This window comes from Paenibacillus harenae DSM 16969 (assembly GCF_000422465.1).
GTDB lineage: Bacteria > Bacillota > Bacilli > Paenibacillales > Paenibacillaceae > Pristimantibacillus > Pristimantibacillus harenae.
The window spans coordinates 37,609-53,705 of sequence record NZ_AULV01000013.1 but is presented as its reverse complement, the minus strand read 5'-3'; the positions used below and the strand labels follow the sequence as shown (position 1 = coordinate 53,705).

General features: G+C 50.7%; 12 protein-coding genes. All 12 read left to right on the top strand.

What is annotated here, in order from left to right:
• The first annotated feature begins 7 nt into the window (after positions 1 to 7).
• The 12 genes from H581_RS0100175 (at position 8) to argF (ending at position 16,086) form a co-directional block, all read left to right on the top strand.
• Positions 8 to 2,902 (top strand): IPT/TIG domain-containing protein, encoded by a 2,895-nt coding sequence (locus tag H581_RS0100175; protein ID WP_028608233.1) that lies wholly within the window; start codon positions 8 to 10, stop codon positions 2,900 to 2,902.
• Between the two features lie 100 nt (positions 2,903 to 3,002).
• Positions 3,003 to 4,238: a flagellin lysine-N-methylase gene (gene fliB, locus H581_RS0100170; RefSeq protein WP_028608232.1), complete on the top strand. Its 1,236-nt coding sequence runs from the start codon at positions 3,003 to 3,005 to the stop codon at positions 4,236 to 4,238.
• A 119-nt stretch (positions 4,239 to 4,357) separates the two neighbouring features.
• Entirely contained in the window at positions 4,358 to 4,555 is a 198-nt protein-coding gene (locus tag H581_RS0100165; protein ID WP_028608231.1) for a cold-shock protein, read from the top strand.
• Between the two features lie 245 nt (positions 4,556 to 4,800).
• Positions 4,801 to 5,346: a ribosome hibernation-promoting factor, HPF/YfiA family gene (hpf, locus tag H581_RS0100160; protein ID WP_028608230.1), complete on the top strand. Its 546-nt coding sequence runs from the start codon at positions 4,801 to 4,803 to the stop codon at positions 5,344 to 5,346.
• A gap of 239 nt (positions 5,347 to 5,585) precedes the next feature.
• A complete protein-coding gene (secA, locus tag H581_RS0100155) occupies positions 5,586 to 8,093 on the top strand; it encodes a preprotein translocase subunit SecA (protein WP_028608229.1) in 2,508 nt (835 codons plus the stop codon).
• Between the two features lie 68 nt (positions 8,094 to 8,161).
• Positions 8,162 to 9,269 (top strand): peptide chain release factor 2 gene (gene prfB, locus H581_RS0100150; protein WP_156889458.1). Its coding sequence is split into 2 segments (ribosomal slippage): positions 8,162 to 8,233 and positions 8,235 to 9,269, totalling 1,107 coding nucleotides; the frame shifts between segments, so codons are not numbered across the junction.
• A 105-nt stretch (positions 9,270 to 9,374) separates the two neighbouring features.
• Positions 9,375 to 10,268: a YitT family protein gene (locus H581_RS0100145; protein ID WP_028608227.1), complete on the top strand. Its 894-nt coding sequence runs from the start codon at positions 9,375 to 9,377 to the stop codon at positions 10,266 to 10,268.
• Between the two features lie 325 nt (positions 10,269 to 10,593).
• On the top strand, positions 10,594 to 11,643 hold the full coding sequence (gene argC / locus H581_RS0100140) for an N-acetyl-gamma-glutamyl-phosphate reductase (RefSeq protein ID WP_028608226.1): 1,050 nt from the start codon (positions 10,594 to 10,596) through the stop codon (positions 11,641 to 11,643).
• A 163-nt stretch (positions 11,644 to 11,806) separates the two neighbouring features.
• Complete coding sequence (argJ, locus tag H581_RS0100135) at positions 11,807 to 13,048, top strand: bifunctional ornithine acetyltransferase/N-acetylglutamate synthase (protein WP_028608225.1); 1,242 nt, start codon at positions 11,807 to 11,809, stop codon at positions 13,046 to 13,048.
• Positions 13,049 to 13,098: 50 nt separating this feature from the next.
• The gene (argB, locus tag H581_RS0100130) at positions 13,099 to 13,884 is read left to right on the top strand and encodes an acetylglutamate kinase (protein ID WP_036717308.1); all 786 of its coding nucleotides are present in this window, start codon (positions 13,099 to 13,101) and stop codon (positions 13,882 to 13,884) included.
• Positions 13,885 to 13,889: 5 nt separating this feature from the next.
• Positions 13,890 to 15,095, top strand: a complete 1,206-nt coding sequence (locus tag H581_RS0100125; protein ID WP_051250353.1) for an acetylornithine transaminase — start codon at positions 13,890 to 13,892, stop codon at positions 15,093 to 15,095.
• Between the two features lie 31 nt (positions 15,096 to 15,126).
• On the top strand, positions 15,127 to 16,086 hold the full coding sequence (gene argF / locus H581_RS0100120; RefSeq protein ID WP_028608222.1) for an ornithine carbamoyltransferase: 960 nt from the start codon (positions 15,127 to 15,129) through the stop codon (positions 16,084 to 16,086).
• The last annotated feature ends 11 nt before the right edge of the window (positions 16,087 to 16,097 follow it).

The following is a 16,097-nucleotide window of genomic DNA, read 5'->3' as shown; positions in this document are numbered from 1 at the left end:
GATTTTGATGAAAAAGAGACAGAAGATGATAAGCATAATGATGTCGGTTGTACTTGTTTTATGCGGCTTGCTTGCACCAGTTGCTAGCGCTGCGACAGTCGACTACGTAAACATTACAAAAACGGTAAATCCCGCCTCGATCACGGTATTAGAGGAAAGCCAGGTTAATCTAACGATTAAAGGTACACCTCCAGTTAACGTAATTGTTCCTAACGATGTTATTCTAATTATTGATAAATCGGGTAGTATGGCACCTACCTATCAGCCAAACCAAGGCGAAGATAAAATGACTAATGCCAAGGAAGCGGCAAAAGGCTTTATTGACTTGATGGACTTGACGAAGCATCGGGTCGGCATCGTCGATTTCTCTTCTACAGGCATGATTGGATCATACCCGCTATCCACAGATAAAACAGCTGTAAAAAATTATATTTCCGGTATTCAATCGAACGGCGGTACAGCGACAGGCGATGGAATTAGCGTAGCAACGGGGATGCTTGCGGATCATCGTCCAGAGGCACAGCCGGTTATAGTCATCCTGACAGATGGCGATGCAACGGAACCGAAAGGGACGGCCTATGAATATGCGATACAAAAAGCGTTAGAAGCGAAAGAAGCAGGCATTGTATTTTATACGATTGCCTTGCTGAATCCAAACGATAATCCGGATACGAGCGGTCCTAATAAGCTTTTGAAGGATATGGCTACAACTGCGGCTCACCATCATTTTGTTCTGGGCTCTACCGGACTGAGTGAGATTTATGCGGCAATCGTTCAAGAGATTGGACAAGCTAGCGCATACGATGTCGTAGTAAAGGATGTAATTGATCCAAATTTCGAGCTAGTTCATGGTTCGGCTGATGCAAACATTCCTAAGCCGACTATTAACGGTAACGAATTAACTTGGTCCTTCAAAGAGCTGAAAAACAGCGAGTTGAACTTTACTTATAAAATTCGTCCAGTCGATAAAACGAAAACAGGTACTTTCGCCGTTTCAACTGCCGATTCGGTCATTAATTATAAAGACTATGCAGGCGCGCAGCGTACGAAGGCTGTTCCTAGCGCAAATGTTACCGTAAAGCTTCCGGCACCAATCATTACATCGATTGTTGAACCTTCCGGGCATCCTAACGGCGGTGAAACAGTAACCATTAATGGCGAGTATTTTGTGCCAGGGGCAACAGTCGTTTTAGGAGCTGCTACTGCCACTAATGTTACAGTCGTAAGCCCGACGCAAATTACGGTTACTGCTCCTGCATCCGTTCAAGGTACGGTTAATGTAACGGTTACAAATCCGGATAAACAAAAAGCTACTGGAACTTACCAATATAAAGCCGATCCGATTGTAACGGCGATTACTCCTGATAATGGCCCGTTAGAGGGAGGAACGACCGTAATATTTAACGGCAATTACTTTATGAAGGGCTTGTCGGTGAAATTTGGCGAAATTCCGGCAACGATAGTTATTAACGCTTCCGCAACTTATTTGAAAGTTACTTCGCCAATGGCATTAACGCCGGGACTGGTGCCAATTTCAATTACGAATCCAGACGGCACAAGCGTGACGATTTCTGACGCATTCCGTTATAATGAGCCTCCAAAGACTGACCCAGTGATTAATTCGATCTCGCCTGCAACAGATACGGTAGCGGGCGGAATAGCTGCTTATATAGAAGGCAAATACTTAACGAATGCGATGAAAGCTTCCATCGGAAACAAGGCAGCGACAACAACATTTTTATCGGATACCCGCTTAAAAGTAACAATTCCTGCTGCTGATATTCCGGGGGTTGTAGATGTTATACTGAATGACGGAAACGGCAATATTCTCACTTTGCCGGCCGCATTCACATACACGGCTATTCAACATCCAGTGCCGACCATTACGTCCGTATCGCCAAATCAAGGCTTGGTCAATGGCGGTGAAAGCATTTATGTTAACGGCACTAATTTCATAAGTAAAACGACAAAAGTATTTATTGGAGGTAAAGAAGCTTCTTCCACTTACTTGAGTAATACACGCCTTAAAGTTATTGTTCCAGCAGGCGACGCTGCAGGCTTTGTAGATGTTAAAGTTACGAATGTAGAGCAGGAAGCGGTTGCGGCACAAGCATACGAATACACAAATCCAGTTGTTTTGCCAATCACCATAACAGGTATTTCTCCTAACACAGGTCCTACAACTGGCGGAACCACGATCTATATCGACGGAACAAACTTCAACAGCGGTGCTGTCGTTACATTTGGAACAGCACAAGTGAATGCTACCTTTTTGAGCGATACCCGTTTGAAAGCAGTTGCTCCTGCTTCTTCAACCACAGGCTTTGTTGATGTCACTGTAACGACTAAAGATGGTGCGACGGCATCGCTTATTAGCGCTTATGAGTATACGGCAGTACAGCCTACTATCACAGGGCTTTCAGTGGATCATGCGAATAAAGCGGGCGGAGACATTGTCTATGTGTATGGAACTAACTTTGAAGCTTCGGCAAAGGTGACGGTCAATGGCGTGAATGCTACTTTCGCCTTTATTGGTCCAACGTCGTTGAAAGTGACAATCCCGGCAAGTCCAACAACAGGCGTTGTGCCATTGATGGTTACGTTAGCGAATGGCCAATCGGCATCAACAGTGTTAACTTACGATAACGGCCCTCTTGCTCCTGCGCCAACGATTACAAGCTTAAACGTAAATAGCGGAAGCGCCGGCTCGATTTTTTACATTACAGGAACGAACTTTACGAGCGCTTCTAAAGTATATGTAGGGTCGACATTGGCAACTAAGGTTTACTTGAGTGCAACACGCATTAAAGTGACCGTGCCAGTTGGTTCTGGCGTGCAAGATGTGACGGTCGTAAACGCCGACGGCCAAGTAAGCAATGCGGTAACTTTTACGGTCAACTAGCTGAAAAATCCGGAGACATGACGTCTCCGGATTTTTTATTAACAGAAATGAAGGTTTAATCCGATAATTAGAGCAAGGCTGAAAAAAAGGAGACACCGGAATGGATAAAGTCGTGAAGCATATGTTGCCGCAATACATGAAACAATTTACTTGTACTGGCAGCGCATGTGAGGATACTTGTTGCTCGAGCTGGAATATATATATTGATAAGCCTACATATGAAAAATATCAGAAAGTGAAGGAACCTGAGCTTACCGAGAAAATTAAAACGAATGTGAAACGAGTAAAGAAAGACGCTACTGAGCAAAAGTATGCGGTAATGAAATTGGACGATCAAGGATTTTGTTCTTTTTTATCGGAAGAAAAGCTATGCGGGATTCAAACCAAATTAGGTGAAAAAGCGCTTTGTTATACATGTGCGGTTTATCCTCGCACCAATAATTTGGTCGATGGGGTTATCGAAATGGGCAGCAAACTCTCTTGCCCGGAAACGGCAAGGCTTGCATTATTAAATGAACGTCCAATGGAGTTTGATGTCGTCGAGCAGCAAGATCACTATTCCATGTACAACAACAGAATCAATACAATTGGAAGCGGAAAAGGGAGTTTACAGGCTTACTTCTGGGATTTACGCATATTCGTAATTTCACTGTTGCAAAACAGAGCCTATCGTTTTAATGAACGCGTCATTCTATTAGGCATGTTTTGCGAAAAGCTGGATAGCATTCATTCGGCAAAGGAATATGTTAAAATTCCGGCGCTGCTTTCCCAATTTAAGCATCAGCTTGATAATAGAATGATCGATTCCTTTCTAAGCAACGTGAAAATAGCGCCTCATGTATCCGTAAAGCTTCTTCTCGAAATGATGCAAACTCGTGCAAAAATGGGGGGAGGAAATAAACGTTATGCTGAGTTTGTTGGAAAAACATCAAAAGGATTGATGCTCGAAAGCGGCGACGCCGGAATAGTTTTGGATCAATATATTAAAGGTTTGAATAAAATCTATGATCCCTTTATGGTTAAACATGAGTATATATTGGAAAACTACTGCGTCAATTATGTTTTTGAAAGACTTTTTCTTTTCGAAAAAAGAAAAGGGATTCTCCAACAATACATACAAATGGTTTCGATTTTGTCGCTAATAAAATTTCAGCTTATTGGAATTGGTCTTGTCAGCGAAGAGGGCGATCTTACTCCAGAGAAAGCCGTAAGCTTTATACAATCCTTCTCCAGAAACAGCGAGCATTTCGGGGGTTTTCTTCAAACATTGGTCGAAAACGTAGAGCAAACAGGCTTAAATTCATTAGCGTTAATGATCATATTATTGAAAAGTTAATCGCAATGTATCCGCTTCCAACAAATTGTTTGACAATTCCGCGAAGTCGATGTTATAGTCAAATTGTGGGTTATACGATGTATTGCCACAGCATTTGAAGATGAAGGGAATGTTTGCACATGCAAGGTAAAGTTAAATGGTTTAACGCAGAGAAAGGTTATGGATTTATCGAGACTGAGCAAGGCGGCGACGTATTTGTTCATTTCTCCGCAATCCAAACCGAAGGTTTCAAGACGCTCGAAGAAGGCCAATCGGTTGAATTCGATATCGTTGAAGGCGCTCGTGGCCCACAAGCTGCAAACGTTGTAAAACTGTAATTATCGGCTGATCCAGCCCCCCTATAGGGATTAATGGACAAGGACATCGCAAGCTCCGGGCAACCGGAGCTTTTTTCTGTTAATTCCGATGTGAGTTTAGCTGACATCCTGCCCAATTCCATGAGATTATGCAGCTGTCACAAAAGCTTCTAATAATTATCTGAAAATTCACAATAAACTAAAAACTATTTTGTGCTGACTGCCTACATATGATATAATAAGCTCATGTAAAGGAGGAGTTACACATGAACTACAACATTCGAGGTCAACGCTTTCAAGTAACAGATGCTTTGAGAGACTACGTCGAAAAGAAACTCAGCCGGTTGGATAAATATTTCGAAGAACCAATCGCCTCCGACATTAATGTAACGCTAACGGTTACCAAAGGCAAACATACGGTTGAAGTAACCATTCCGCTTCCTGGCGTCATGCTTAGAGCGGAGGAGAAAAGCGAGGATATGTATGCTTCGATTGATCTGGTTACAGACAAACTGGAAAGACAAATACGTAAGCATAAGACAAAAGTAAACCGCAAGTTCCGTCAAGGCAATGGCGTGCGCTCCCTGTTCAGGGAGGAAGGCTCGGCGGTAAGCATTCTGGAAGAAGAAGACGAACTGGAGCTGGTCAGAACCAAACGTTTTGACTTGAAGCCAATGGATGTGGAAGAAGCGATTTTGCAGATGAATATGGTGGGGCACAGCTTCTTCGTATTCGCGAATGTCGACAATAAAGAGGTCAACGTTGTATATAAACGCAGCGACGGCAAGTACGGATTGATAGAGCAGGGCTAGCACTTATAACCAATTACAACAGGAGCCTTTTCTCCTTATGGGGGAAAGGCTCTTTTCAAATTCTAAGGATGTATGAACCTTACGCTGATATACGCTTAGAATTTTTCACGAAACGGTTTGCGTCCTCTGACAAGAAAGCCGACAAACGTTTCTGCTTGTTTCCAGCAACCCTCGTTGCGGCGGTGTCGACAAACTGATACAATTTAAGGCAAAGAGGCGTAATACGAAAGGGGAATTCCATGCTCGGACTAGTTAAAAAGATATTTGGTGATCCAAACGAGCGCGAAGTAAAACGGCTCCAGCGGACGGTAGATGAAATAAATGCTTTGGAATCGAAATTTACAGGTCTATCGGATGAGGCGCTTCGCGCAAAAACGGAAGAATTCAGAGCAAGAATCGAGAAGGGCGAGACGATCGACCAGCTGCTTCCGGAAGCTTTTGCAACAGTGCGTGAAGCTTCAAAGCGTACGCTTGGGATGCGGCACTTCGACGTGCAGCTGATGGGCGGTATGGCTCTGCACGAAGGCAAAATCTCAGAGATGAAAACCGGTGAAGGTAAGACGCTCGTAGCGACGCTGCCGGTATATTTGAATGCCTTGCTCGGTAAAGGCGTCCACGTCGTAACGGTTAATAATTACTTGGCCCAGCGTGACAGCGAGAAAATGGGACAGATCTATGAGTTCCTGGGTATGACTGTCGGTTGTAACTTGCACGGTCTATCGCATGACGATAAGCAGGAAGCATACGCCTGCGATATTACCTACGGCACGAATAATGAGTTCGGCTTCGACTATTTGCGCGACAATATGGTCCTTTATAAGGAGCAAATGGTTCAGCGTCCGTTATACTTTGCGATTATCGATGAGGTGGACTCCATCCTGGTCGATGAAGCGCGGACCCCGCTTATTATCTCCGGACAGGCTGCGAAATCGACGGAGCTTTATTTTGCTGCGGACCGATTCGTAAGCCGGTTGAAAGAGGAAGAGGATTTCACGATCGATATAAAGGTGAAAAGCGTCATGCTGACGGAAGCGGGCGTAGAGAAGGCCGAGAAGGCTTTCCATATCGAGAACCTGTTCGATCACGCCAACGTGCTGCTGAATCACCATATTCAACAAGCGCTGAAAGCCAACTTTATTATGAAACGCGACGTTGATTACGTGGTCGAAGAAGATGAGGTTGTCATTGTCGATGAATTTACGGGCCGTCTCATGTCCGGACGCCGTTACAGCGACGGCTTGCACCAAGCGATTGAAGCGAAGGAACAGCTGAAGGTTCAGAACGAGAGCATGACGCTTGCGACAATCACATTCCAGAACTACTTCCGGATGTACCGCAAGCTGGCCGGTATGACCGGTACGGCAAAGACGGAGGAAGAAGAGTTTAAACGCATTTACGGGCTTGAAGTTATTCAAGTGCCTACGAACCGGACGATGATCCGGCAGGATATTGCCGATGTCGTCTATAAAACGGAGAGCGGCAAGTTTAAAGCGGTTGTTGAGGAAATCGTGCAGCGCCACAGCAAAAACCAACCGGTGCTGGTCGGTACGATCTCGATCGAAAACTCGGAGAAGCTGTCCGATATGCTGAAGCGCAAAGGCATTACGCACAAGGTGCTGAATGCGAAGTTCCATGCAGAGGAAGCGGAAATCATTTCACGTGCAGGTCAGTCGGGCGCCGTAACGATAGCGACGAATATGGCCGGCCGCGGTACGGATATTTTGCTGGGCGACGGGGTACCCGATCTTGGCGGTTTGCACATTATCGGCACGGAGCGGCATGAGAGCCGCCGGATCGATAATCAGCTTCGCGGACGTGCCGGCCGTCAAGGCGATCCGGGCTCGTCGCAGTTCTATTTGTCTCTTGAGGATGAGTTGATGCGCCGTTTCGGCTCCGAGAACATCATGGGCATGATGGACCGTCTTGGTCTTGACGATGATCAACCGATCGAGAGCCGTATGATTTCGAGAGCTATCGAATCCGCTCAGAAGCGCGTTGAGGGCAACAACTTCGATCTCCGTAAAGTCGTCCTGCAGTATGACGATGTGATGAATCAGCAGCGTGAGGTTATTTACAAGCAGCGCCGCGACATTCTCGGCTCGGAGAATATCCGCCAAGAGGTTATGGATATGATCAAGCCGGTTGTTGAACGCATCGTGGAAGCGCATTGTGCCGAGGACATTCCGGAAGATTGGGATTTGCAGGCCATCGTCGAGTACGCGAATGCGACGTTCCTGGAGGAAGGCTCGATAAGCGTGGAAGAGATTTCGCGCAAGGAGAAGGAAGAGATTATCGACTTTATTTTTAAAAAGGTCGTTGCTTCTTACGATGAGAAAGAGGAGATGCTCGGACCGGAGACGATGCGCGAGTTCGAGAAGGTCGTCGTTCTGCGTGCCGTAGACAGCAAATGGATGGATCATATCGACGCCATGGATCAGCTTCGCCAAGGCATCCATCTCCGCGCGTATGGCGGTACCGATCCGCTTCGCGAATATCAATTCGAGGGCTTCGAGATGTTCAAGGAAATGATTGAGCATATCCAGGAGGAAGTCGCGAAGTACATTATGAAGGCGCGCGTGGAGAGCAACCTGGAGCGTCAAGAGGTCGCTCAAGGTCAGACGTCGACGACAAGCGGCGGCGGCGAGGCGCAGGAGAAGCGTCCGGTAAAGCGCGAAGAGCGCGTCGGCCGTAACGATGCTTGCCCGTGCGGCAGCGGCAAGAAGTATAAGCAGTGCCACGGGAAGTAAGGAACGACGCGAGGCGCAGCGGCATACGGTGAAGATACGAAGACTTATTATGAGGTGAAGCGGACGCTATGATAGATATTACGGTAAAGCAAGACCTGCGTGAAATCGCGGGGCGGCTCCAAGAGCTTAGGGGGTCTCTTTGACTTAGATCTTAAGCAGGAGATTATCGCAAACTTTGAGGAAAAAATGACGATGCCCGATTTTTGGGACGATAACGAAAAGGCGCAAAGCGTCATTTCCGAGCTGAACGCGGTGAAGTCTGTCGTCGAGCAATTCGACAAGCTGAACAGCGAGCGGGAGGATTTGCAAATGATGCTGGAGCTTGCGGAAGAGGAAGGCGACGAATCGGTTGAAGCGGATATCGTTAATGGCGTTCAGGCGCTTCTCGACAAGGTTAGCTCGTTTGAGCTGCAGCTGCTGCTTAATCAGCCTTACGACAAGCTGAATGCCATTGTGGAGCTTCATCCGGGCGCAGGCGGCACGGAGTCGCAGGACTGGGGCTTGATGCTCTACCGGATGTATACCAGATGGGCGGAGAAGCGGGGCTTCAAGGTCGAGCTGCTCGATTATTTGCCGGGCGACGAGGCGGGCATCAAGAGCGTGACGATGCTGATCAAAGGCCACAATGCCTACGGTTATTTAAAAGCGGAGAAAGGCGTGCACAGGCTCGTACGCATCTCGCCGTTCGATTCGGCAGGCCGTCGCCACACTTCGTTTACTTCGCTGGACGTGGTTCCCGAGATTGACGACAGCATCGAGATCGAGATCCGCAGCGAGGATTTGAAGGTTGATACGTACCGCGCGAGCGGAGCAGGCGGACAGCATGTCAATAAGACGGAATCCGCGATTCGGATTACGCATATTCCTTCGGGAATCGTCGTAGCCTGCCAGCAGGAGCGTTCGCAAATTCAGAACCGTGAGAAGGCGATGAACATGCTTCGTTCCAAGCTGTACGAACGGAGAATCGAGGAGCAGATGAAGGAGCTGGCGGAAATTCGCGGCGAGCAGTCCGACATCGCTTGGGGCAGCCAGATTCGCTCCTATGTATTCCATCCGTACAGTATGGTGAAGGATCACCGGACATCGGTGGAGACGGGTAACGTCGGCGCCGTCATGGATGGCGATTTGGATATGTTCATCGACGGTTATTTGCGGCATCAGATCCGTCATGACTAGCCTGTTTTGGCGATGAGCGCATAGCATTCGCGAAGAGTTCCGACACTGATAACAGTGAGGAACTCTTCTTTTTTATGAAAAATAGCTTATAAGGGGTTTGAAGAGATGACGGATTCAAGTGCGGCGGTTAAAAAAAGAAAAGGCGGGAAACCTTTGAGTCCGCGGACGCAGTCGGCTTGGAGCATGCTTCAGCTGATTATCGGTTCCATTATTGTGGCGGTCAGCTTCAATATGTTCATGGTACCGAACGGGATCGCTTCCGGCGGTGTGTCCGGCGTGTCCATTCTTGTGCAGCGATTGCTCGGAATCACTCCGGCCATTACGCAATGGGCCATTAATATTCCGTTGTTTCTTGCGGGACTGTGGCTGCTGGGCAAACGCTTTGCGCTCAAAACGGCGCTGGGCTCGATTCTATTGCCATTATTCGTATTGCTGACCGACGGTTGGCCGTCGCCAACGGAAAATCCGCTCCTCGCGGCCATCTACGGCGGGATCGGGATTGGCCTTGGGCTCGGTCTGGTTTTTCGCGGAGGCGCTTCTACAGGCGGGCTTGATTTGGCTGCGCAAATCTTGCATCGGTACACGGGAATGCCGCTTAGCCTGGCGATCGTTTGCTTCGACGGCTGCGTCATTGCGGCTGCGGGCATTATCATTTCGCCCGAGGTGGCGCTGTATGCGCTGATTGGACTGTTCGTCACGAGCAAGACGATTGACTTTGTGCAGAGCGGCTTGCAGCTCTCTAAGGTGGCTTTTATTATCAGCGATCATTCCGAAGCGGTAGCGGAAGCCATCCTGCACGATTTGGACCGCGGGTTAACGCGGCTTGACGGACACGGCGGGTATACCGGTGCCGGAAGAACGGTGCTGATGGTCGTCGTAGGGCAGAATGAGGTGCCGAAGCTGAAGCAGCTTGTGCGGGGAATCGATGCGGGAGCTTTCGTTATCATCAGCAATACGGCAGAGGTGCTTGGTCAGGGCTTTAAGCTGGAGGGGGGATAATTTAAAGCTATAAATCAAGAACGTATGTTCCCTTTTGTGCTGAAATGGGCTATACTTATTGGAATGAGGTTTTGGGTAAAAATAGAAGTCGCGGTGCGGATTCTACCGTTTACAGGCTCAAATCATCGTTGTATTTTTATGAATACGAATGTATAATAATACGGAACACCGTGCGTGTTTCCATCAACTGCCGAATGTTGTAAAATAAAAAGTTGAAGTAGAGACAACCTTTCCTTAACGGAAAGAGCTAATAGATGGAGCTGCAGCGAGCTTGGCCCAGTCGGCGAGATCGGTATGCGGCGTCCAGTTTCGGGGAGAGATTAACATGAGTGCAAAGGTGAAAATTGCGATTGTCGGCTCTACCGGCTACGGCGGCGTAGAGTTAATCAGACTGCTTGCTTCCCATCCGCTTGCCGAGGTGACGTCGGTCATCTCATCATCAAGCGCAGGGACGCCGATTACGGATGGCTATCCGCATTTGACAGGCATTCGCGAGGAGCTGCTTGACGACGTTGACCCGGCGGCAATCAAAGCGAAGGCTGACGTCGTGTTCCTGGCAACACCGCCAGGTGTAGCATCGAAGCTTGTGCCGCAGCTGCTTGAGGCGGGGCTTAAAATCATCGATCTATCCGGAGATTTCAGGTTGAAGTCGCCCGCTCTATACACGGAGTGGTACAAGAAGGAAGCGGCCGATGAGGCGTATTTACAGCAGGCGGTATTCGGATTGGCCGAGATTTATGGCGATCAGGCGGTAGATTCTCCGTTCATTTCCAACCCGGGCTGTTATCCGACGGCGACGCTGCTTGGTCTGATCCCTGCGGTGAAGGAAGGCTGGATTGATCCGTCGACGATTATTGTCGATGCGAAGTCGGGCGTTTCCGGCGCGGGCCGCGGCGCTTCGCTGGGCACTCATTATTCGGAGCTGAACGAGAACTTAAGAGCATATAAGGTTAATCAGCATCAGCACATACCTGAGATCGAGATGGTTTTGTCGAATATCGCCGGCAAGCCTGTCGTTACGACGTTCACGACGCATCTCGTACCGATGACGCGCGGGATCATGTCAACGATGTATGCAACGATTCAAGGCGAGCGGAACGCAAAGGATTTTATCGACTTGTATCGTTCCTATTATGAGGGACGCAGCTTTGTGCGCATTCGTCCGGAAGGACAATGGCCGGCTACGAAGGAAGTATGGGGCTCGAACTATTGCGATATCGGCTTTGCCGTCGATAAGCGGACGGGCCGCGTGACGATCGTATCGGTCATCGACAATTTGGTCAAAGGCGCGGCCGGTCAAGCGATCCAAAACCTGAACCTGATGATGGGCTGGGACGAAACGCTGGGTCTGCAGTTTGTTCCGGTATATCCTTAATTCCGGCACATACAAGTGGGAGATGCATGTACGCCGGGAAAGCCTGCCTTGCCTTTGGCTGCAACGGCGACTCGTAAGAATATGTTTTGCTCTCGCAGCGGCAACAGCAGATGTGAATCATTAGATTTATTATTCATACACGTGAAGGAGATACGATTTCACCATGGGACAGGAAAAATCGGCTACCTTGTTCTCGGTCGTCGCGGACGGCTCGATAACGACTCCCAAAGGCTTTAAGGCCGGAGGATTGCACTGCGGTTTGAAAAAAACGACGCGCCACGATCTGGGCGCGATCGTCTGCGAGGCGCCTGCCGCTGCGGCAGGCGTTTATACGACGAATGTGTTTCAAGCGGCGCCGCTTCAGGTTACGCGGGAGAGCATCGGGGCTGGCGGCGTGCTTCGGGCGGTGCTCGTGAACAGCGGCAACGCGAATGCGTGTACGGGCAAGCAAGGGGAAGCGGACGCATACGAGATGCGTTCGCGGTTTGCCGAATCGATCGGGGTAGCGGCCGAGCATGTGGCTGTCGCGTCGACAGGCGTTATTGGCGAGTCTCTCAAGATGGATAAAGTGCGAAGCGGCATCGACGGTCTTCCGGCTCGCCTGGAAGGTAATCGCGAAGGCGCGGACGATTTCTGCCAGGCGATTCTGACGACGGATCTCGTTCAGAAGATGGTCTGCGTCGAGCTTGAGCTTGACGGACAGAGGGTTCACGTTGCCGGCGCAGCCAAAGGCTCGGGCATGATTCATCCGAATATGGCGACGATGCTTGGTTTCGTGACGACCGATGCGGCAATCGGCAGCGAGGCGCTGCAGCTGCTGCTGCGGCAAGCAACGGATCTGACGTTTAATATGATTACGGTCGACGGCGACACGAGCACGAACGATATGCTTGTGGCGATGGCAAGCGGGCTTGCCGGCAATCGCGAGCTTACGCCGCAGCACGAGGGATGGGCGGCATTCGCAGCCGCGATCCGCCACGTATGCGAGGTGCTGGCGAAGGCGATCGCGCGGGACGGCGAAGGCGCGACAAAGCTGGTTGAGGTGCAGGTGAATGGAGCGGTGAGCGACGATTCGGCGCAGGCGATCGCGAAGACGGTAATCGGGTCTTCGCTTGTGAAGTCGGCCGTGTTCGGCGCAGACGCGAACTGGGGCCGCATCATTGCGGCGGTCGGGCGCGCGGGACAGCCGGTGAATCCGGAGACGGTCGATATCCGTCTCGGCGATATTTTAACCTTGGAGCAGTCCCGTCCGGTCGTCTTCGATGAAGCGGCGGCATTGGAATATTTGAAGGGCGACACGGTTGTGATTCGCGTTGACCTTCATAACGGCGACGGCAAGGCGACGGCTTGGGGCTGTGATTTGACCTATGATTATGTCCGCATCAATGCGGCATATCGCACATAAGCAAAGTGGACGCTGGAGGGTATGGAACGGTGACGGAGCAGAGGTTTGTAATGAAATGCGGCGGGAGCACGCTGGCGGCGCTTCCTGATGGTTTTTTTGACGAGCTGAGGAAGCTGCAGCTTGAGGGCGTGCGTCCGGTGATCGTGCACGGCGGCGGTCCGGCGATCTCGGAGACGCTCGGCAAGCTCGGCATTGAGACGGAGTTCGTGAACGGTCTTCGTAAGACGAACGACGCCGTGCTTGACGTGGTGGAGATGGTTCTTGCCGGTCGCATCAATAAGGAGATCGTCCGAAAGATCCAAACGAACGGCGCGAAAGCGCTTGGTCTCTCGGGCGTGGACGGCATGCTGATTGAAGCGCAGCCGGTTGCGAATGCGGCGGAGATCGGTTTTGTCGGCGACGTGACGGACGTCAATGCCGCGATTATCGAAGGCGTCATGGATATGGGTTATATTCCGGTCATCGCGCCGATCGGTATAGATAAGCAAGGACAGCGGTATAACATTAACGCAGATACGGCCGCAGGCGCTGTCGCATCACACTTGGGCGTGGAGCGGATGATAGTCGTGACCGATGTGCCGGGTATTTTGAAAACGGTGGACGGCCGGAAGCAGGTGCTTCCGGTCGCGACGGTGGAAGCGATCGAAGAGATGATCGCAAGCGGAGAAATCTATGGCGGCATGATCCCGAAGGTGCGCGCGGCGATTGGGTGCATTCAAGGACGCGTGCGCGAGGTCGTGATCGTCAGCGGCGAGGAGTCGGGCGTATTAACGAGGGCGGTCCGCGAGGGCGGCGTAGGCACGCGAATCGTGCAATCGAACGAGGGGCAGGTGTAAGGCTGGTGAGCGAGACGTTAACTGCGGCCGAGATTGCCGCAAAATCTTTGTTTCCTACATATGCAAGATATTCGCTGGCTCTGGTCAAGGGCGAAGGAAGCTGGCTTTGGGACGATAAGGGCAATAAATATCTCGATTTCATGAGCGGCATCGCGGTAACGAATCTTGGACACGCGCCGAAGCGGGTGAAAGAAGCGCTGGTCAAGCAGCTTGACGAGCTGTGGCATGTGTCGAATTTATTCCAAATTCCGAATCAGGCGGAAGCGGCAAAGCTGATTACGGACAACAGCTGTGCGGATGCGGTATTTTTCTGCAACTCCGGCGCCGAGGCGAACGAAGCGGCGATCAAGCTTGCAAGGCGTTATAACCAGATGGTGCTGAACAACGGGCGTTATGAAATCATTACGTTCGAGCAATCCTTCCACGGGCGTACGCTGGCGACTCTGACGGCAACCGGCCAAGCGAAGGTCAAGGAAGGCTTTGCGCCGCTGCCGGAAGGATTCAGGACGGTTCCTCTGAACGATCTCCCGGCATTGGAAGCTGCGGTCAGCGGCAAGACGGCAGCCATTATGCTGGAAATGGTGCAGGCCGAGGGCGGCGTTTATCCGGTTGACCCTGCATTTATGAAGGGGCTTGTCGCTTTGTGCGAACGGGAAGGCATTCTGCTCATTGCCGATGAGATTCAGACCGGGATGGGCCGTACCGGCAAGCTGTTTGCTTACGAGCATTATGGCATTGAGCCGGACATTTTCACGATGGCGAAAGGGCTTGGCAGCGGCTTTCCGGTCGGCGCGATGGCGGCGAAGGAGAAGCTGCGCGAAGGCTTCACGGCAGGCAGCCACGGCTCGACCTTCGGCGGCACGCCGATTGCAACCGCAGCGGTGAAGGCGACGCTGGAGACGATTGTTGAAGATCATTTGCCTGAGCGTGCCGAGCGGATGGGTAAATACTTGATGGCGCAGCTCCGTGGGAAGCTGGCAGGGAATGCTTTTGTGAACGAGGTTCGCGGGCTTGGTCTGCTGGTCGGCATTGCGTGCAAGGAGCCGATTGCCGACATTGTGAATGGAGCACAGTCGCGCGGATTGCTTGTGATTTCGGCCGGGCCGAACGTTATCCGTTTGCTGCCGAATTTACTTGTAACCGAAGAGGAAATCGATACGGCTGTTACGATTTTGGCGGAGCTGCTGGAAGCAAAGCGGCCGAACGCATAAATAGAGCTTCAACCAGAAGGAGGGCGTTTCCATGCAAGGAACATTGAACGAGGAATTGGCGCTAAGCTTGAAAGGCCGCGATTTTCTAATGCTGGTAGACTTTACGCCGGAGGAAATCCGTTACTTGATCGATCTTGCGATCGACCTGAAGAGAAAGCAGAAAGCAGGCGAGACTCACCAGCTGCTGAAGAACAAAACGCTTGGCATGATTTTCGAGAAATCGTCCACGCGTACGCGCGTATCGTTTGAGGTTGGCATCTACCAGCTAGGCGGTCAAGGACTATTCCTCAGCGGCAACGATTTGCAAATCGGGCGCGGCGAGCCGATCTGGGATACGGCGCAGGTGCTGTCCCGTTATCTGGACGGCATTATGATCCGGACGTTCGAGCATCGCAAAGTGGTTGAGCTTGCCCGCGGCGCGACGATTCCCGTCATTAACGGTTTGACCGATCTGTCTCACCCTTGTCAGGCGCTTGCCGACTATCAGACGGTGCTGGAGCACAAAGGCCGCCTGGATGGCCTGAAGATCGCTTACATCGGCGACGGCAACAATGTCGTGCACTCGCTTATGATGGGGGCGGCTAAGCTCGGCATGAACATGTCGGTTGCAACGCCGGAGGGATACGAGCCGGATGCCGATATCATCAAGCAAACGAAGGACCATGCAACCGAGACCGGCTCGCAAATCCATATTTGCCGAGATCCGAAGGAAGCGATTGCTGACGCGGATATCGTATATACGGACGTGTGGGCGAGCATGGGACAGGAAGCGGAGCAGAAGGAACGCGAGATGGCTTTTGCCGCTTACCAGGTGAACGAAGAATTAACGAAATACGCGAAGAAGGATTACCTGTTCATGCACTGCCTGCCTGCGCACCGCGGGGAAGAAGTGAGCGAAGGGGTTATCGACGGGCAAAGTTCGGTTATTTTCGATCAGGCTGAAAACCGTCTCCATGCGCAAAAGGCGATTATGGCCGCGATTATGTCCTAATTCGTTTTTCG